This is a genomic window from Caldicellulosiruptor naganoensis, from assembly GCF_026914285.1.
Lineage (GTDB): Bacteria > Bacillota > Thermoanaerobacteria > Caldicellulosiruptorales > Caldicellulosiruptoraceae > Caldicellulosiruptor > Caldicellulosiruptor naganoensis.
Genome location: NZ_CP113864.1, coordinates 274,761 through 296,244 on the forward strand (window position 1 = coordinate 274,761; position 21,484 = coordinate 296,244).

The 21,484-nt window shown below is 32.9% G+C and carries 9 protein-coding genes and 1 pseudogene; 9 read left to right on the forward strand and 1 reads right to left on the reverse strand.

Annotated features, from left to right (window positions below):
• Positions 1–454: 454 nt before the first annotated feature.
• The 9 genes from OTJ99_RS01345 to OTJ99_RS01385 all read left to right on the forward strand — a co-directional run bounded on the left by OTJ99_RS01345 (position 455) and on the right by OTJ99_RS01385 (position 19,603).
• Positions 455–2,158, forward strand: coding sequence for an IS1634-like element ISCsa8 family transposase (locus OTJ99_RS01345; RefSeq protein ID WP_045165610.1), 1,704 nt, complete (start codon positions 455–457; stop codon positions 2,156–2,158).
• Between the two features lie 814 nt (positions 2,159–2,972).
• Positions 2,973–3,194, forward strand: coding sequence for an S-layer homology domain-containing protein (locus OTJ99_RS01350; protein ID WP_235374749.1), 222 nt, complete (start codon positions 2,973–2,975; stop codon positions 3,192–3,194).
• Between the two features lie 33 nt (positions 3,195–3,227).
• The gene (locus tag OTJ99_RS01355) at positions 3,228–12,113 is read left to right on the forward strand and encodes a VWA domain-containing protein (protein ID WP_235374751.1); all 8,886 of its coding nucleotides are present in this window, start codon (positions 3,228–3,230) and stop codon (positions 12,111–12,113) included.
• A gap of 129 nt (positions 12,114–12,242) precedes the next feature.
• Positions 12,243–14,369, forward strand: coding sequence for a hypothetical protein (locus tag OTJ99_RS01360; RefSeq protein ID WP_269015406.1), 2,127 nt, complete (start codon positions 12,243–12,245; stop codon positions 14,367–14,369).
• A gap of 23 nt (positions 14,370–14,392) precedes the next feature.
• Entirely contained in the window at positions 14,393–14,836 is a 444-nt protein-coding gene (locus OTJ99_RS01365; protein WP_269015407.1) for a hypothetical protein, read from the forward strand.
• A 181-nt stretch (positions 14,837–15,017) separates the two neighbouring features.
• Positions 15,018–16,295 carry a hypothetical protein gene (locus OTJ99_RS01370; RefSeq protein ID WP_269015408.1) on the forward strand — a complete coding sequence of 426 codons (1,278 nt, stop codon included), beginning with the start codon at positions 15,018–15,020 and terminating at the stop codon, positions 16,293–16,295.
• Positions 16,296–16,303: 8 nt separating this feature from the next.
• Positions 16,304–17,086, forward strand: a complete 783-nt coding sequence (locus OTJ99_RS01375) for a hypothetical protein (RefSeq protein ID WP_269015409.1) — start codon at positions 16,304–16,306, stop codon at positions 17,084–17,086.
• A gap of 441 nt (positions 17,087–17,527) precedes the next feature.
• Positions 17,528–18,838 (forward strand): hypothetical protein, encoded by a 1,311-nt coding sequence (locus OTJ99_RS01380; RefSeq protein ID WP_269015410.1) that lies wholly within the window; start codon positions 17,528–17,530, stop codon positions 18,836–18,838.
• 3 nt (positions 18,839–18,841) lie between these two features.
• Positions 18,842–19,603: a hypothetical protein gene (locus OTJ99_RS01385; RefSeq protein ID WP_269015411.1), complete on the forward strand. Its 762-nt coding sequence runs from the start codon at positions 18,842–18,844 to the stop codon at positions 19,601–19,603.
• 519 nt (positions 19,604–20,122) lie between these two features.
• On the opposite strand, the pseudogene OTJ99_RS01390 reads toward OTJ99_RS01385, so the two are convergent.
• Positions 20,123–21,345 (reverse strand): annotated as a pseudogene (locus OTJ99_RS01390) (IS256 family transposase); the annotation flags it as partial.
• Positions 21,346–21,484 lie beyond the last annotated feature (139 nt).

The window sequence follows — 21,484 nt, forward strand, 5'->3', positions numbered from 1 at the left end:
TTTTAGGGGCTGCTTATTTGAATGTAGAGTAGGCAGCCCCTGTTAAATAGAAGTATAGTGGTTTCTGGAGGATATAAAATTCAGATAATTTTTCTTGTTAGGAATTGTTAAAAGTAAAAATAGATGGAGTAAAGTTGCAATTATAATACCAATATATTTAGAATGTGTATCTTTATTAGCACTTTACAAGCAAAATATTGGCTTATATGGATTAGGCGGTTTAATGGTAATTATTCTATTTTTCTTAAGAAGATTTCTTGACTTTGTCAGTTAGGAGGAGTTTTTGAGCTAACAAAAAATAACAAAGTCTTAATTTATGCGGGTTTTGAGAATAGAAAAATAAAAAATTTTAAAAATTGTAGTGGCAAATTATAGTCTGAAATATGCTATAAATACTTGACATTTTGAATATTTTGTGGTACGATTACTCAAAATACCTTTGAGGAGTTACCATATGTTTGTCAAAATAACTAATGCTGGCGGTTACCAGTATGTTAGATTAGTCGAAAACTATCGTGAAAATGGCAAGGTAAAACAAAGAGTGTTATTTAATTTTGGTAGACTTGATCTTCTCAAAAGTGATCCTGCTTTTAAAAACATTGTAAGAAAACTATCCGACATTGTTGAAAAAACAACTACTGGAAATACAAAAGCTGTTACTATTGAATCTGAAAAGGATGTATCGGATGCAGTTATAAAAAATTGGGGATACATTGTATTCAGAAAGTTATGGGAAGAACTTGAAATAGATAAGTTTTTAAAAGAGAGAGCAACAAAAGGGAGAAAGATAAAATTTGATGTAGACAAAGTAAGTTTTTTAATGACCATACAGAGATTGATAGAACCTATGAGCAAACTAAGAACTTATCATCAGAGAAATAAATATTTTGGATTTGAAGAGGATATAGATTTAAATCAGTTGTACAGGTGTTTAGATTTTCTTGACAGTATAAAAGAAGATTTAGAGACGTATCTGTATCAGAAAAATAGGGATTTATTTAAGATGGTAGTTGATGTAGTTTTTTATGACGTGACGACAATATACTTTGAGAGTTGTAGAGCCGATGAACTTAAAAATTTTGGTTTTAGCAAAGACAACAAGATAAATGAAGTACAGGTTGTGTTAGGGCTTTTGGTAGACAAAGAAGGCAGGCCGATAGGTTATGAACTTTTTCCTGGCAATACAATAGATAGCAAAACAATGGTAAAGATACTGAGGAAACTGAAAGAAAAATTTAGTATAGATAAGATAGTGATAGTAGCAGACAAAGGGCTCAACAGCAGATTAAATTTAAAGATGATAAAAGAAGCGGGATACGATTATATAGTAGCAAGCAGATTAAAGAATGCAAGTAAAGAAATTTTAGATGAAGTATTTGAGCAAGAAGGATATAAAAGGCTTGATGGAAAAAGTTGTTTGAATGCTGAAGAAATTTATGGAGATGAATTCAAATATAAGGTATTGGAAAGAACAAATGTTATCAAGGATGAAGAGTGTAAAGAGTTTAAAATAGAAGAGAGACTGATAATAACCTATTCAAGCAAGAGAGCTAAGAAAGACAAAGAAGACAGAGAGAGATTGGTATCAAAAGCCAAAGAGCTTTTAGAGAACAAAGGAAGTATAACAGCCTCAGAGAAAAAAGGTGCGAGGAAATATTTGAAGAAGAAATCAAAGTCAGAAGAATATGTATTGGATGAGGGAGCGATAAAACGAGATGAGAAGTTTGACGGTTACTATGCAATACAAACGAGCAAAAAGGATATGGATGTAGAAGAAGTTTTAGGAGCATATCACGATTTATGGAAGATAGAACAGTCATTCAGAGTAATGAAAAGCTGTTTAGAAGTGCGACCGATATATCACTTTACAGAAAGCAGAATAAAAGGACATTTTGTGATATGTTTTTTGGCATTTTTACTGCAAAGGACATTGGAATATATTTTGAGGAAAAAAGGTAAAGGAATAAGTAGTGAAGGGATAATGAAAGCAATAGATTCAATGAATTTTATTGAAATAGAGATAAAGGGGAAGAGATATTTGATAAAGCAAAGGACAGAAGGAGGAGCTGGAGATATACTGAATGTGATGAAGATAAAGGGGCCAAAAAATTTCATCACATATGAGGAAGGCTTAGAATTTATTGGTATAAGGAAATGATGTAGTGACAAAATTGAGGTCCATATTTTGTCAATCCCAGTCCCCCCAAGCTTTTTGAGTTTCAAACTGACAAAGTCAAGCCTATTCCTGTCCCAGTCGTTATTAAATAGTGTGAAATGATGTGATAATCATTGAATTAAAACCTTAGTATAATTGAATGATTAGCAAAATGGGGTAATATAATTTGTAGTTTATAATAAAGATTTTGCAATAAAATACAATAGAATCCTGGATAAAAACGAAATTTTAAAATTTTGTTTGCAATATATAGGTAAAACTCAATAGAACAAAAACTATATATTGTAAAAAAGGGGTTATCCAATTATTTTTTTGGAACAGCCCCTTAATTTTTTGTAGTACTTTCTTCTTCGTATTTTTAAGGCAACAAAATGTAAAATTATTGAATATAACTATTGAAAGAAAAAATAGTTAATACAAGAAATTAAAAAATATCCTTTCTCATTTTGCAACGGATACAGAATTCACGGGAGAGAAATATTTAGCCAAAGGGATATGTGCAGGCTATGGTTTTTAAAAGTGATAAAAACTTAATTTACTTGGTTACAGGAAAAGTGAAGAAAAATGACCTTGCATGGGAATTTACATTTGCGAATAAACATGATAGCCAACAATTTCTTTTCAAACATTTTCCCACATTTTTTGTTACGGCAAATACTCTTCTAACTATGCAAGAAGTTAACGTTAATTTAACAATAATATGGTTGACATTTTTTGCATTATTGTATAAAATACTACTCAAGTATACAAATTAGTTTAAATAATTCAATTATTTTTGGGGATGGGGGAGATACAAGTGAGATTTCCAAAGAAGTTGAAAGCATTATTAGCATTCTTCATACTTTTCGTCTTTGTTTTTAATACAAATCTATATGTCTTTTCACAAGGTAGTAGCCTCAAAGATCAAAATCCAAATTACAAAGATTTAAGAGGACACTGGGCAGAAAATGAATTTAGATGGTTGATAGAGAAGGGAATTATTAGTGGAGTGAAGGTAAATGGAGTAATGTTAGCATAGCCAGATGAGAAGTTAACAAGAGCTGAAGCTGTTGTGATTTTACTTAGGACAATATTTGAGAAAGAGCTTCTTGAGGAGGAAATAAAGAAATTAAGAGAAGATAGTTTTAAAGATATTTCAAATCATTGGAGTAGAGATTACATAAATGTAGCTGCGAGATATGGTTTGGTTAAAGGTTATTCAGACAAGACATTTAGGCCAAATCAGAGAATTACACGTGAAGAGTTTGTTTTAATGGTGATAAGGGTGAGCAAATATAGGGAGCAAGCAGCAAGTGAGGGCAAGCAAAATGATAAGAAGGTAAAATTTAAAGATGTGAGTGTTAACAATTTTGGATATAACGAAATAATTTTTGCAGTTGAGAAAGGCTTGATCAAAGGCTATAGCGATGGCACATTTAGACCAAGAAGTTATATTAGCCGAGCAGAAGCGGCAGTGATAGTTGCAAGGGCATTGAAAGCAGATGTATTTATTACCTATAAAGCAACAGATCATCAAATAACTAAAGAGAATGCGAGCGAATTTTTTGAACTTGTTGTTGATAAAGAGGAAGTAGGTATAATAGAAAAGGCAAAGCTCACGCTAAAGAGCAAAGTAAAGGGTGTCAAGTTTACGGCAGAGTGGAAGGCAAGTGGTGGTAAGCTTGAGGTAGCAAAAGATAACCAGAGTGCGATTTGGAGTCCGACAGATGCAGAAGAAGGCAAGGATTATATTGTGACTGTTGAAGTAACTGTTCTGACAGATGATGGGGATAAGATAAAAATACAAAAGATTGCAAGGATAAGAGTGAACGAGGGTGTACAACTGACAAAGAATGAAAACATAGAGAGACCAGTGAATGAAATAGATCCGTTATTTACCAAAAGAGAGTCAAACAATTTAGTTCAAGAAAATTCTAGTTATAATCCACTGGAAGAAAAACTTGCAGCACCGGTGTTGAAAATAGCAAAAAAAGGGGAATATGTAGAACTTACTTGGAATGAGGTAAAAGGTGCAAGGAGTTACATTGTAAAAAGAGGGAAGGTAAGCGGGGAGTATGAGGTATTAGCAAGCGGAGTTATTACAACAGCGTATGTAGATGGTCCTATGGATGGGAAGACAACGTATTACTATGTAGTTGCGGCAGTGGGAGCAAATGGAACTACCAGTATGAATTCAAATGAGGTAGTGTACAAAGCACTACCACAGTCACCAAAGTTATTTGGGAGATATAATGGAACAAGCGCACGTCTTACATGGACGAAAGCCAATGGAGCAGAGAGGTATACCCTTTACAGGAGCACAGTCAGTGGAGGACCATACTATGCAATTGCAGAAAATTTACTTACAAATGTATTTGAAGATACTAATTTGACATCAGGTACAGTGTATTACTATGTAGTGAAAGCCATTAACGAATTAGGAGAAAGTGAATACTCAAATGAGGTAGCCATGGGGGAAGGAGTTACAGTTGCAGCTAAATTTAATCCAGATGATGACGAAGATGGAGATGGATTGACAAATGTAGAGAAGTTAAAATATGCGACAAGTTTAAAGAAGAACGATAGTGATGGAGATGGGTTGAGTGATGGTTATGAAGTAAAGAAAGGAACAAATCCATTAGTGCCGGATACTGATAATGATGGGATATATGATGGATCAGAGGTTGTGATGGGGACAGATCCATTGGCAAAAAACCCTTTGACAAGTGCCGAGAAATATGCAGTCTCGGAAGATGGTAAAGTTTTTGTAAAAGCACTTTCTGATGCAAATATTTTAATAGCTTCCTTACAGGTAAAGAGGTCTGACAATGTGTTTATTAACTCATTGAAAGGATTAGTAGGTAAAGCGATAGAGATAACTGCTGGGGGATTTGATATAAAGAGGGCAGAGATAGTAGTGAACTATGATGAAGCAGAACTTAATGGTGTAGACGAGAATAATTTGATGTTGTATTATGTCAATTATGACAAGAAGATATTAGAGCCGTTAGAAGATGTTGTAGTAGATACAGTGTATAATCGAGTTTCGGGTAAGACAGAGCATTTTAGCACATTTTTACTTGGTGATAAGAATATGCCAGTTGATCTTTCCAAAGTAGATATTGTGTTTGTACTTGACAACTCAGGCAGTATGTCGTCTAATGACCTAAATTATTACAGAATAGAAGCAACAAAGAAATTTATACAAAATATAGATGAACTTAACAATAGAGTTGGGTTAGTAGATTTCGATAGCTCTGTAAGTGTTAGATCAAATTTGACATCTGACAAGAGCAAATTGTTACAAGCCCTAAATGCGATGAGATGGACAGGTGGTTCTACGAATATAGGAGGAGGATTGAAAGCTGCGCTGGAATTATTTGACCAAGAGCAATCTAAAAAGATAATAGTACTTTTGTCAGACGGATATCACAACACAGGGATTCATCCAAATGATGTACTACCAGAGCTAATAAAACAAGAAATAGTAGTAAATACCATTGCATTGGGCAAAGACTGCGATAGGGAGTTATTACATGATATAGCTGATAAGACAAAAGGAGGCTATTTTTACGTTGATAATACAGGAGGACTTTCTCAGGAAGATGTAGACAAGCAAATAGAGCTAATATATGAGAAATTGACTAAATGGATAACTCTTCAAAAGGAAGCAGAAAAGAATCTAAAACCTCAAGAAGTGTTAAGTATAGAGTACAATGATGTAGGTTTAGACAATGAAGAGTTTCATAAGTGGATAACCACAGCTATGACTAATTTACTTACGGGAAATTATATGGAAGAGTTTGATGATATTAGTATAGAGGGGAATGGTCCTGAGTTTAAATTTGTGAGGTATTACAATTCGTTTGCTAATCAACAAAAGACGATAATAGGTAAAGGTTTTAGAACCAATTTTGACAGCAAGCTTACAAAGGTAGCGGGAGTCGGAATAGTCCAAGCAGGGGTATTGAATGTAAGAGAAGGACCGAATGTAAATACCAAAAAGATAGGGTATTTGACTAAGGGGACAAAGGTGCAAATTGAAGAGGATGGTAACAAGAACGGCAGTGGTTGGCACAGAATTGTATATAAAGGTAAATCTGCATATATTTGCGCAGCATATGTCAAAGAGCTAAACAATGGAATTGAAGTAACATATCCAAGTGGTAGTACGATAGTATTTGTGGATGATAATGGAGATGGAATTTACTTATCAGACAGTAACAAAGCTGACAAGATAGTTTTGTCAGGTAGTGAATATGTATTGATACAAAGAGATTTGACGAGATATGTTTTTGACAAGAGTGGAAAGCTTATCAAAATTGGTGATAGGAATGAAAATTACATTATTATTGAGTATTCTGGTGACAAGATATTTGCGGCAAGGGATGTATTCGGCAGAAAGTTAGAATTTATCTTTCAAGGGGATAACCTGGTATGTATAAGAGAGAACATCAAAGGTAAAATAGGTAGGAAAGTAGAATTTGTATATGATAACAAGGATAGACTAATAAAAGTAATTGGGGTTGATGGCGCAGAGACAAGATATGAATATGATGAGAAAGACAGACTCAAGAGGATAATTGATGCGAACGGGCACCAGGTGGTAAGGAATGAATATGATATTTTAGGTAGGATAGTGAGGCAATACGACGGGGAAGATATAATCAGATTTTTCATATACGATGATGAAGACAGAGTAAGATATTATATAGACGAAAATGGTAATGAGAGTATGGTAGTATTCAATGAAGAACTAAAACCAATAAAAGAGAGAAATGCATTGGGTGGGGGTTGTGACTACAAGTATGAGATTTATGACGGTTCAAAGTGGATAGACGTGACAACTCCTGATTTGGATAAGGATGTAGTTGTGAGCGGTCTTACACGCGAAAAATACCAGGAGCTGAAAGAGAAGGGTTGTATGACAAAGCAGGTTACAATTCAGATAATAAACACTTCTCCTAGTTTAGAAACAGCAAAGACTACACAAATATACGATGGACGTGGCAATATTATCCAGGTGATAGATGCTTATGGTAATTCAATAAAAATGAAATATGATAACAATAATAATTTAATTGAGCAAACAGACAGGATTGGTGCTACTACCAAATATATTTATGATGCCGAGGGTATAAATTTAATTGAGAAAATTGATCCACTTGGAAACAAGGAAAGATATGAATATTATTCTATAAATTCGGGCATAAGACTCTATGGTTTACTTGCAAAGTATATAGATAAAAATGGGAATGAGACGAGATACTATTATGAAGATGAATATAACAATTTAACACGAGTGGTTGACGCAGAAGGTTATGAGACAAAATATGAATATGACCAGTTAGGCAGAAAAATAAAAGAAATAAATGAAAGAGGATATGTAACAAGGTTTGAGTATGATCCAGAAGGCAGAATTACAAAAGAGATAGACGCGTTTGGTAAAACAAAAGTATATGTATATGACAAAGTAGGTAATTTAATAGAAGAAATCGATCGCCTTGGCAACAAAACAAGATATGTATACGATGATAAAAACAGGCTTATAAAAGAAATTGATGCGATGGGTGGAGAGTATCAATACTTTTATGATCCTGTAGGGAACAAGATAAAGGAGATAGACCCTGAAGGAAGAGTAACCAAATATACTTATGATGAGCTTAACAGACTTGTTGAGGTAGAAGATGCAGAAGGCAATAAAACCAAATTCAAGTATGATTTAGCAGGCAGGAAAATATCGGAGGTAAATGCCTTAGGAAAAGAGACAAGATATGAATATGATTTATTAGGAAGACTTACGAAAGTGATTGATCCTTTAGGTAAAACCCGAAGTTACCAATACAATGCTGAAGGATATAAAATATCAGAGACAAATAAAAACGGTGCTACTACTTCATATGCATATGATTTAGCAGGAAGGTTAATAACGGTATATTATCCAGATGGAACTAGAAGAAGTTATAACTATGATGATAATGGTAATGTAATCAGTATCACCAATCCAAGAGGATATGTGACAAAATACTACTATGACAAACTAAACAGGGTAATCAAGGTAGAAGACAGCAACGGCAAAGCAGTAACATATGAGTATGACGGTTGTGGAAATGTAATTTGCTTTAAAGACAAAAAAGGAAGAGAAACAAGGTACGAATATGATGCTCTTGACAGAGTAAAAAGAGTAATAGCACCAAACGGAGCACAAACAGAGTATGAGTACGATGCAGAGGGCAGAGTTGTCAAGGTCACAGATGCAAAAGGAAGAAGCGAGGAATATATGTATGATGAGCTTGGTAGAGTTGTTGTATATAAGGACAAGTTAGGAAATGTAATCAAATACGCATATGACAAGGTGGGTAATAGAACACAGCTTATTGATAGAAGAGGAAATGCAACAAAGTATGAGTATGATAAATTGAATAGGGTAGTAAAGGTGATTGACGCGTATGGTAATGAAAGTAGGCTGGAGTATGATGCTGTTGGGAATAATATAGCAAAGACAGACAGAAGAGGAAACACAACAAAGTATGAATATGATGCAAATAACAGACTAGTGACAATAATTGATCCATATGGAAATAAGATTAGATTTGAGTATGATGGAGAAGGCAATGTAATATGCAGAATAGATGCAAGAGGGAACAGAATGTATTATAGTTATGATGGATTGAACAGGTTGAGAACTGTCCAAGACAACGATGGCAGGAAAACTATTTATGAATATGATGAGAATGGGAATATAGTAAAGATAATACGACCAGACGGCAAGTATGTAACCTATAGTTATGACAATTTGGACAGGTTGGTAAAAGTTACACAAGAAAATGGAGCTGTGACAGAGTATAGGTATGACGAAGAGGATAATTTAATTGAGGTCAAGGATGGGAATGGCAATATAACAAGGTATGAATACAATGAGATAGACAGACCTGTCAAAGTAATAGATGCAATCGGCAATGAAGAAAGATATAGCTATGACTTAGTAGGGAATATAGTATATGCGATAGACAAGAATGGAGTTAGGATAGAGTACAGCTATGACCAACTTGACAGGGTAGTGCATGTTAAAGCTGGCGGAGTAGAGGTGAGATATAGTTATGATGAGGAAGGCAACAGAGTCCAGATGTCAGACAAAACAGGGATAAACAAATATGAATATGATAAGCTAAATAGGTTGATAAGGAAAATATATCCAGATGGCAAGAGTATAGAATATGAATACGACCAAGAAGGTAATGTAATAAAGGTAAAAGACCCGAGCGGATATGTGACGCAATACAAGTATGATAAGATGAATCGGCTTGAAGAGGTGATAACCTCAGATGGTAGCACAAGATATTCATACGATGAGAATGGAAATGTGAAATCAATAGAGTATCCGAATAAGCTGAAGTTTGAGTACGAATATGATAGCAGGAACTTACTTAAAGGATTAGTGGTTACAGCGAGAGATGTTGTAAGGAATGAGATAGATAAGTATTATACTCCTAGCAGTGTGATAGAACAAGGTGGTGGCACAAGCACATATATTTACAAGTATGAATATGGATATGATGACAATGGCAATATGATATACAAACAGGAGCCTATAGGTAGGACAGAGTACAAGTATGATGAGGTAGGTAGAGTAGCTGAAGTCAAAGATAGATTTGGACGATTAACTCGATATGAATATGACAATGTAGGCAATAGAATAAAGGAGATAGTAGAGGTCCCGACAGGTATAAGCAGAGATAGTCTTAATTCTGAAGGGCTGAATATTAGATACGATTATGGAGAAGTATACAGCGTTGAGAAGACTTACACATATGATAAATTAAATAGACTATTGAGCATTGAATCTCGAGACAGAGAAGGGAATATTGTAGGTGTTAACAGCTACGGCTATGACAACAATGGGAATTTGATAAGAGCAGAGGAAAGATGGCGCACAAGAGTATACAAGGGTCAGGGAAGCAAAGTAGTTGCAAAAGAGATAGAAAAGCAAGATTTACAGACTGTATATCAAGATGCATATACTGCAGAGAATGTTCAGGTACAGACAAGCGTATATAACTCAGCATATAGTTCGGACAATAGCACAGTAGTGGTTTCAGTATATGATAGTGTATACGGCAGTGCATACGATTCGCAAAATTCAACTTATGACCAAAGTATTGCTGTAAAAGAGGTAGTTTACGAGACGGTATATGAAGATGTTTATGAGATAGAAGAGAAGATTAAAGTAAGTGAATTTAGATATGATGAGCTTGGCAGGATGGTATGGGCAAAGATTGACAATAATGTGGTAGAATTTGAATACGACGGAGATGGGCTCAGAACAAAGAAGATAACAGCAAATGATGTAAAAACATACTACTGGTCTGGCAGCAATCTTATATATGAAAGCGATGCAACGGGCAAAGGATTCAGCAGCATATGGGGCTTGAGTATGATAGGAAGGACGGACGGTAGTAATACAGAGTATTTTATGAAAGATGGGCATGGAGATGTACTTATCACGTTTGACAAAAGCGGGCAGAGGAAGAATATATATGAATATGATTTGTATGGTAATGTAATAAAAGAAATAGAGACAGGGCAAGAGAACCCGATAAGATATGCAGGATACTACTATGACAAGGAATTGGAGTGGTATTATTTAAAGACAAGGTATTATTTTCCGCACACAGGGCGATTTGTTAGTCAAGACAGTATGAAAGGAAAGATATCAGATCCCGAGAGTTTGAATCTGTATACTTATTGCTATAACAATCCGGTTATTATGTATGATCCTAATGGGGAAATAGCCATTATAATACCGCTGTTGCTGGGTATAGCAGCTCAGACAGCTATTGGAGTTGGAATAGATTTTGGACTGAGTATAGCTGCTGGTGAAAAATTTAATTTATGGAAGAGTGTAACAACAAACCTTCTATTATCTTCAGTAGGAGTTGCGACAGGTGGATTTGTGAGCGCGTTAAAACATGCAACAAAAGCAGGCAAATTAGCGTCAGTATTAGCATCAGCAAAAAAGATAGGAGGAACAGCAAAATTTATAAAGTCAATAAAGGCAGCATCGTATTTAATGAAAAGCAAGGTAGGATCAGTAGCAGAGATAGTAACTACAGGGATAAAAAATGCGGTATCAAGGGGCAAGAAAAATAAGCTTTTGGAACCGTTACTTGATCCGTGGACGCATGCGAGTACAGCAGCTAATGTAATAACACAAGGAGTTACTCAGACAGCTGTAGATATTATCTCAGGTGAGAAAGATTTGAAAAGGGCTATTGGAGACCTTAAAGATGCAATTTTTTTACAATATTTCAGCAATTTAGTAGGATCGTCAATAGCGAATGGCTTAGGATGGAATGACTATGTGACGAAAAGACCTTGGGTTTCTAAGTGGACCAAAAGAGGGGAAAATTTAATAGATAATACTCAGCGAATAAATGTTAGAACTCTGCGTTTGGCAACTGATTACTTTGGTGTTGAAGATGCCCATACAGGGATAGTTAGTGGATTTATAAGTACATTAGTACAAGGAGTGATTATAAAGCGGAGCAAGATTGCAAACAGATTTCTCAAATGGCTAAAAGGAGTGGAATATTCAGCTGGAGAAAGTAATACATCTTATGACACTACGACAGAAAAACGGAACAAAATACCTCTTGTAGGGAACATTAATCAACTAAGAGAAACTTATGAGAAAGATATAAATAATTTTGATTTTGGAGATAATGAAAATGTAACAGTTAGAGCTTCAAGAACAGCAATTGGAGTAGAGCAGAATACAAATATTCCTAATGTAGATGTGGGATTAGGAACGTTAACTGTAGTAAGTAGGCAAAATACGAGTTTAGGAGAAGTAAGAGGAAGTATACCGACTATACCTGTGCCGAGGCTATCATTTGGTTATTTAGCACCCATGAGGATAATGATAGTTCCAAAAGTAGTAGTACCGACGGCATTTTAGATGATACATGCATAGTATAAAATCTGAGGCTGTCTCTTTTGGGAGGCAGCCTCAGAAAGTTGTATTTTAATGGACTGAAATAGGAGAGAAGCAAATTAAAGGATATTGTGAGGTGAGAAAAAATTAGAGATGTTCAAGGAAGAGAGAGTAATAAAGAGAATGTTGATAGTATTAGGTACAGCGTTGTTAGGAATATTTATAGTAAGATTTATATGGTATACAACGGATTTACTTGAGTTAGGGTTAAGAACAAATACTGACAGTTTAAGGGTATGGGGGATAATAGGTGGGCAGCTTTCTTTGTTATTGGGAAGTTTTTTACTAGTGACAGTTGGAATACCAGGTGTAATTTATTTTGGAATTAAGTATCTTATACTTTTTATTGCGATTTATGTTATCTACTGTTCTAAATATCTGCTAAAATTAGCAATATTTATTGCAAAACTTCCTTTCAGAATATTAAAAATAGATACAGTGTCTGATAAGAATCTTAGGAATACCAATTTGTTGCGAGAAGGTTTAGATGATTATAATACGGTTGGCAAAATATATGGGGGAGAAGAATATGGGAATAAACTGGAAAAAGAGTATTATGTGTTTAAAAGATTTAATATACCTAATGGCGGATATATATATATTCCGTATTCAATTAATAAGAATAAGTATGTGAACGGATATGTAATAGGGTCAAACATCAATTTAGATATAAGTATATATTACTCATATGCAAGAATTGCCAAAACCAAGAAGAAAATTTCTCAATGCATAGATGAAAAAATAATTAAGGAGGAAAGGAAACCAATTAGTTTAAATGAAACATGTATAAAAAAGATGTGTGAAAACCTTGCAAAGGAAGAGATAAGTTTACTAAAAGAGAAGAGTAAAAGAGAAGTGGATATTAAAGAACTACTCCATCTATCATCATTAATATCAGTATTACCCGTGTTTATATTGGCGATAATTTTAGGTATGTGGGTTATTTTGGAATACATATGGAAATTAGTACCGTATATATGTAAAGGAAATTTAATATCAACTATATGGTTTATAACATGTAGTATACTGTTAATTATGATGATAGTAATTGTGATATGGCTAATCAAAAAGTTTAGAAGAGCAGTTGGTTCTTTAGTAGGTAGTAAAGAGGATGAAGAACGGGATGGGAATTATATTGAAATAGAGGGCATAAATAAATGTTTAGTTAGTGCAAGAGATGTAAAAAAGATAAGAGAAAAAGGAAAGTTCTGGCTTGAAGGTGGAGAAATTGTATTGGTTGAAAAAGAATATTATGAGAGCGGAGAGGTTTTCAAGAGTGAGTTATATAAATTGGAGGAATGTACATTAGATGACATATATGAGATAAGATTAATCAAAGAAAAAGAAAATGGTATAAGCGAATTACCTATAAGAAAGGAAAGCAAACTAAGAAAATGTATAAGATTGGAAGACAGAGGGAATATTGAATTAGGGGAGAAAATAAAGATAAATCTGCATGAAGCAGAAAAGAAATGTGGTAGAGTATTAGAGGAACTAAAGAGTATGTTTAAAAAAGTTATAGAGAAAAAATTTAAAACTTGGGTAATTACAATTATAATTAATTCGATTATGGTTGTGTTGGTGGCAATGTTAATGACTGCAGGATATGCTAAAGATTGGGCAGAGAAAAATATAAATTGGCGAGTCGTTGAGGAAAAAGGTTTTGGGAAGACATTAGCATTTGAGATGTCACTAACTGATTCAGTTGTAGGTTATCCGAGCGAATCAATAGTAGAATTTTCATTTGCGCCACCAGTAGGAATGTTTTTAGAACCTGTGAGAAATATTTTGGCAGAACAAGAAGGACTGAAGATATATACTATAAGTAATATACTGCTTAACAAATTGAAATTTATTTTGGGTGGTAATCCCAAAGATGAATTTTTAAGATGGACTAAGTTTGTTGAAACATTGCCTAATGCAAAGTTATACAATAGTAGATATGAAGGAGAAATACTGAAAGGTTTTTGGAGTTTTCATTTTTTTGATATTAATGTAGTAATAGTTATGTTAGGGCTAATTGGGTTTATATTTGGTGTTGGAAGTATACTGCTGAAAGTAATATTACTCTTTTTGAGGGTTTACCATATACCTGATATATTTTTTAGGTTGGCAACAAAAAAGGCTCGAGAAAAGATTAGAGATGAAATAAACCATAAAGCATATGATTCTGTCTACAGAGTATTAGAAAGTGAGATAATAGAAATGACCCGAAAATAGTACAGGAAAGGAAGTAGTTTATTATGGTATACAAAATTTCGGACATGATTAAGAGTTCGATAAAAGTTATTATAGGAATTTATATATCTTTATTAATGGTTTTCTTTTTACCAGTTAAACTGCCATGGGAAGAAAGCTACAAGTTGTTGATTTTTTTATCAGCACTTAGTACAAGTTTATGGGTATTATCTTTAATTTTGGGAAGAATAGAAAGTGAATCAGTAAAAAAATTATGCGTATTGTTTTTGAATATTATGGCATTTACAGCTTCTATAATGTATATATTAGCCTTCTTTGTATTAGCATATTTTTTATATCCATTTTTATCTAGAACTGTAATTAAAATATTTAGTTGGGGAGCGCACAGTGTTGAAAGATTTCTAATTATATGTATTATATTAGTATTAATTGCAAGTACTATTAATGACAAAGATGAAGAAAATTATTTTGATAGTGATTATTTATGAGAGCATTTAAAAGTAAAATTATAATTAATTTTAAAAATTATACCATATCTCACTTCTACGAAAAATGATAATTCCGAGGGTAAGCAGGGTATCAGCATATTGATAAAGAATGATGCTCTCCTGCAGGCTCATTTGAGCTGTAGGAGAGCGTTTATACATTTTTGTTTTTAGGGGATTTAGTTTGGAATTAAAAGAAGAAGAGGCGAAGAGCATGGAGAGTAGAGAGAGGGTAGTGAAAGCGCTGAATAAGCTAATAAAGGCATTGGCAGTAATTTGGTTAGTGTTGATTGTTCTGAGGCTTATATGGTATTTTGCAGACATAACTTATATATTTGAGAGATTATCGATAGATACGACAGATGTTCTATCATTGTTCTTGGAACAAACAATAGGTTCTTTTTTGGCTTATAGTGTGGCTATATTGATTGTAGCTTTATTTACTGTAGTATTATTTTTTTTATTAAGTTCAATAATTACGGTGTTGATTGCTGGTTTCACAACAACAATTTCAGAAAAGATTGAAGCAATTTTTGTCAAGAAGGAATTTGGTGCGATGCAGGTAAATGAAGAAGTAATTGAAGCTAGTTTAGATATAGATGAAGAGATTTATATTGATAGGAGTAAGAGGAAAATAAGCGTATTTGGCAGATATGAAAAGGCCAAAAAAACGGATTCACTTTTAGGAGCGGAGCACAGGATTGATGGAGAGTTTTTTATTTTTAAGTGTATTAAAGTGAAAGGAGAAAAATTATATTTACCGTACTCATTAATTGAAAATAGATATGTAAACGGATATGTTGTAGGTAAGAATATATCATACTACTGTGATGGCAATGAATCAGAAAGAATGTTATTGGTAGACGCAATTAAAGAAGAAATAATAGAAAATGAAAAAGAGCATGTTGAAGAAAAAATTTGTGGTGAAATTCTAGCAGAAAAATGTGCTAAAGCTGCTGCAAAGTTAATTAAGAGTATAACAGAAGAAAGTTTTGATACTGAACCAAGATTTAAGGATATAGTACTAACGTTATTAGTTACAGGGGTATTTTTAATAACAAATTTTGTGTCTTGGTTGATATCTAAGATAGCAAGTAGTGAGATAAATTTGCAAGGAATATTATGGATTATAAATATAATGATTTTAGTGTTAATATTAGTACTTTACGTAGTTAAGAGATTTTATGAAAAAGAAAAACCGCTTAAGTTTGATATAGAGATAGATAAGGTACATGTAATATTTTGTGAAAGTTCTGAAGGAATAATAGAAACAGTAATAAAAGAAAAAGAAGCATTTGTAAAAGATGAATACATAGTGTTAGTAAAAAAAGGAGATGAAGAAGGCGAGAGATTTTTGGGGAAATTAAAAGAAGAAAAAGAAAAAGGATTGTATGAAGTAAGATTAATATATGGTACCAAAAAAGAGAACAAAATAAAGTATTGGGTAAAATTAAGGAGTTGAATTGAGACATGAGCAAGATATTAGTGAAAGGTGTAAAAAATCCAATATATAACAGATTGCGTATTAAGTCATATTTGGTAAATTTCAAAGTTTTGATAGTAGTTGTTACTATAATTATTGCTTTTTTGCTTATTAACTATGCAACTGATTGGGTTAATAGAATTGGATTGGATGTAGATGAAAAAACAAGGTCGTTTATAAATACATTGGCTTTTAGTTTATCGCTAGATATCTTATCCCCATGCTCTATCGATGACACTATTTTGGGATACCCTATTACAGAAGCTATTTTCACACCAATAATATACATGGTTACTTGGTTTAAGGGTGATAGCAAAGAAAAAATAGAATATTTTTCAAGAAATAAATCAGTAATAGAACTGCTGTTGAGCAAGCTTCAATATGTTTTAATGGACAACTCTCCAGAGGAAAATTTTATGAATTGGGTGAAATCGAAAGATATAGATTTAAAAAAATATGAAAAGGAAGATATTTTAACGTTTTATTGGGCATTCCACTTTTTAGATGTCAATGTAATAGTAGTGATATTCAGTACTGTAGTGTTGATAGGATGTATTGGAGCACCAGTAAGTGTATTAGTATTTACATTAATATTCAGCATATCTACGTTAATAGAGGATATAAGAGATTTGGTCTTTAAGAGAAGAGAAGCAATTTTAAGGGGAGAGGAAGGAATTGAAGATGAAGATGAAAGGAAGATATATGAGAAAATAAAAGAAGAGATAAAAATAGCAATTTATAAGGAAGAAGAAGCAAGAAATCAAAGTTAGTAAAATAGGGATAAATAAAAATATTTTCTTTGACATAGAAAAAACAAAATAGAATAGAAAGCGAGACAAGCAAGAAAATATGCGTGTGGGGACTAACTTTTGTAGCAATTAAGGCATCTATTATGTATGTATCGGCATTTATATTGTTAATATATTCTTTGTATCCATTTTTACATGAACATGTTATTAATATACTTAAAAAGGGAATAAAAGAAGAGTCAAGGCTAATAAGTATATGGCTTGTAATGGTTATAATATCTTATCTTCTTAAAAGGTATGACATTATAACTAGGTCTGATGAAGGGGATTTATGAAAATTGACATTAGAAGAAAATTAAGAATTCTAGTATAATGCACCTATGAGAAGGATGATAGTGCAATATTATATTTTGTTTTTGATAAAGTTTAGTTTGGGATTAAAAGGAGAAGAGAGGGAAGAGCATGGAGAGTAGAGAGAGGGTAGTGAAAGCGCTGAATAAGCTAATAAAGGCATTAGCAGTAATTTGGTTAGTGTTGATTGTTCTGAGGCTTATATGGTATTTTGCAGATATAGCGTATGTGAGCGAAAGAATAACAGGGGATTCATCAGATGGTATTATAGTATTTTTTAAGCAGATATTTTTGTACATTCTTTTTTTGGGTTTAGTAGGAGTAATATTACCGTTTTTCATTTTTTATGGGGGAGGGTATATTCCATATTTAGCATTGTATGAACTGTTGACAATTTTTAAAATAATAGTTGTGGTAATTGTAGCAGTTGTGATAAGAAAGTTTTGGGTTGTAAATAAATATTTTGAGACAACAGCGTTTAAAAGTGATTTTTTAGTGTATAGTAGCAAAAAAGAAATAGCACTAGTATTAAAATGTAACGAATCAAATTGTAAATATAAAACAGATGAGGAGTTTTATATTTTTAAGAGAATTGTGACAGAAGGAGGAGAAGAGATATATTTACCTTACTCTGTAAAAGAAGATAGATATGTAGATGGATATGTTATAGGCAAAAATATATGGTATCATGAGGAAGATTCAGGTAGAAAAATATTGATAGAAGAGTTATTAGAAGAAAAAATAGTAGAAAATAAAGAAAATAAAAAGGAACAAGCTGAAGAGAGAATTAATGAAGAAATATTAGCAGAAAAAGTGGCGAGAGCTGCTATAAAATTGCTTAAGTTAAGAAGGCAAGAGAAGACAATAGTCAGTTGTTGCGATATTTCACCCATTTATTATGTAATAGGTTTAGGTAATTCAAGAGGTTTTTTTGCGAAAATAGTTCCGTCGTTAATTGTAGGTTCGTTAATTGCGGGGATATTTGTAACAATAGAATTTACATATTGGTTAATACAGGATATAACGAATAGTAGTCGTATAACCGTACTCAAAATCATATGGATTATGAGTATGCTACTGATGGTAATGCTATTAGCAATTTTTGTGGTCAAAGGTTTTTATGAAAGAGGAAAAAAAGATGAAGAAAAACTTAGCATAGAAATAGTAAAGATACCAATGATACTATACAGGGAAAATAAAAAAGCTGAGGTAAAAGAAGGAGGTATATTTGTAAAAGACGAGGAAAATATAGTGTTAGTGAAAAAAGGGGACAAAGAAGATGAAGAGCTTTTGAGTGAATTAAAAATAAAAAAAGAAAGGGTAGAAGGATTGTATGAGGTGAGATTAATAAGTAAGAATTCTTCTGATGAAGAAGTAAAAAGCACGCTAGGGTGCTGGGTAAGAATAGATGGTGAAGCTTAAAAGATGAATAGGATAGTAGTAAGACATATAGAAGACAAAAAAGAAAAAAACACTATTACGAAGATTAGTACATTGCAAAGAACTGTAGTGGTAGTTGTTGCTGTAATTTTTACTTTCTTATTATTCAAGTACGCAAAAGAGGTAGTTAATAGGAATGAGCTAAATGCGGATGATAGGATAAGGCCTATTACAAAAACATTAGTTTTTGGATTATCAATAGAACCTGGGTTTATAGGTAATGAACTTTTTGACTTTCCTACTGTGGGATGTTATAGTTTGATTGCGCTTATATGGCGGCATATAATAGAAGATGACAATATTACTCTTTCGGAGAATTTAGTAGAATTGACTTCAGAAGAAAAGCGATCAATAGAAATGGCGTTGGGAAAACTTAAGTATATTTTATTGGATAATCCAAAAGAGGGTTTTATGAGATGGATAAAATCAGAGGATTTTAAAATATACAAAAAAGAATATGAAGATGATGTTTTAGAAGATTTTTGGGCATTTCATTTTTTAGATATGAATGTAATATTTATCGGAGTTAGTATTATAAGTTTTATTTTTTGGGCTTCATATATATTTTGCAATATGTTATTTTTAATTATAGTAACTATGGTGGAGTTTGTAATAAACTTGAGGGCAGTAATTTTGAAGAAAGAAGAAAGAGTAGAGGATGAAGAAGAAAAAGAGATATATGAAAATATAAAAGAAGAAATAAGAAGAATAATTTATGATGGAGAAGAAGCAAGAGGATTTAGATAGAAAAGTTAACAAAATGAGAATAAGAAAATAAGAATGAGGTGAAAAGCGGTAAATATACTAAAGAAAATGGCTGGAGAATCTGCTTTGAAGCAGATAGCTGGTAATGGTGATGTAAACCACTCTGTGAGAATAAGAGTGCCATAGCTGCTATCAAACTTCTTTACCTCCCCACCACCTCTTCAGGTGGATGGTAGTTCACTCAGTGAATTTAAGAAGAAGAAGCAGCAGGAAATGGAATGGTGAGAAGATAAATGTGTGGTATAATTTTAAAAGGTATAAGGGTCTGTAAATAATCTTGTGTATTTAAATTAGACCAACCTTCTTGGTAAGAGATCATTCAGGATAAACTTGTCTACCTTCTATTTTTTAGTATTACCATTTTAAAAATTTTTATGCACAAATTTTTAAAATCCTGGACAAAATTTAATACTGGGTTATACTACTCTGTTTTTTATTTATTGTTTTAAACTGCTTCCATGGAAGCAGCTTAAAATACGAACTGATGATTGCTATCTGCTTTATATACTCTCTCAAACGCTCAGGATACATTATCAAAAGCTGATTTAATATTACATCCCAATTTCTGTACCTCTGTGTCCACTTTCTTACAACATTTTTTGTTGCAAGATAAAGCATCTTCTCTAATGCTATATCATTTGGAAATACTGATTTTGTCTTTGTCACTTTCCTGAACTGTCTGTGAATTCCTTCTTTGATGTTTGTGGTATAAATTATCTTTCTTATTCTGCCGGGGGAAACTTAAAAAACGATGTCAGTAGCTCCCAGTTGTTTTCCCAGCTCCTGAACGCATAAGGATACTGTTTCCCCCCATTTTTCATTTACATGATAAAAATTTTCCAGTGCTTCTTCATTAGTTGCCTGATATACTTTTTTAAAATCCTTTGAAAATTCTTTTATATGCTTGTATGAAACATATTTGAACGAATTGACTTGACTGATGAATAATACACCTTTGAATATCGCTTTTTGGGAACACTGCTTCTATTGCTTCCTTTAAACCTGTCAACCCATCAACACAAAACAGTAATACCTCTTCTACTCCTCTTGTTTTCAAGTCATTCAAAACACCCAACCAGAATTTAGAGCTTTCACTTTCTCCAATCCATATTCCTAAAACATCCTTATATCCTTCAATGTTAATACCCAAAACAACATAGGCAGCTTTATTCACAATTTTTACCCTCGTCTTTTATCTTGTAATGAATCGCGTCCCTGAAAATAAACGGATATATCTTTTCCAATGGTCTATTTTGCCATTATCTTATTCTGCTGAATAATTTTCTCTGTAATTTTGCTAACCATTTCAGCAGGTATTTCGATACCATAAATATCTTTTATTTGCACATGAATGTCTCGAGTTGCTATTGCTCTTGAATACATGGCTATGATTTTGTCTTCAATCTCTGAAATATCTCTTTTGTACTTAGGAATTATCTTGGGTTCAAATTCACCTTCTCTATTCTTGCTGGAATATCAAGTTCCATTTTACCAAACTTGGTTTTGACAGTTTTTTGACTATAACCATTTTGCGAATTTGTTGTCTGCTTGTTTTTGATATCATATTTTTCGTACCCTAAACTTTCCTCAATTTCTGCTTCTAAAAAACTTTGGAGTAAGTCTTTGAATAGATCCTTCAAACTCTCATAAATGTCACTTACACCGTGGATGTTATTTTTCCTTATGAACACAAGCAATTGTTCTTTTGTTAAAACATTTTCCATAACAAAAACCTCCCTCTTGGATATTTTTGTTTATATTCTGATTCTTTAGCCGTTTGCAAAATGAATAGATGTACAAACCATAAAATAGGAATACAGGAATAAAAGTCAAGAGGCTGCATAGGTAAATTGTGCTATTTAC

Coding starts and splice junctions, on each gene's coding strand:
- OTJ99_RS01375 (WP_269015409.1), top strand. CDS start 16,304: ATGAGCAAGATATTAGTGAAAGGTGTAAAAAATCCAATATATAACAGA.
- OTJ99_RS01360 (WP_269015406.1), top strand. CDS start 12,243: ATGTTCAAGGAAGAGAGAGTAATAAAGAGAATGTTGATAGTATTAGGT.
- OTJ99_RS01385 (WP_269015411.1), top strand. CDS start 18,842: ATGAATAGGATAGTAGTAAGACATATAGAAGACAAAAAAGAAAAAAAC.
- OTJ99_RS01345 (WP_045165610.1), top strand. CDS start 455: ATGTTTGTCAAAATAACTAATGCTGGCGGTTACCAGTATGTTAGATTA.
- OTJ99_RS01365 (WP_269015407.1), top strand. CDS start 14,393: ATGGTATACAAAATTTCGGACATGATTAAGAGTTCGATAAAAGTTATT.
- OTJ99_RS01380 (WP_269015410.1), top strand. CDS start 17,528: ATGGAGAGTAGAGAGAGGGTAGTGAAAGCGCTGAATAAGCTAATAAAG.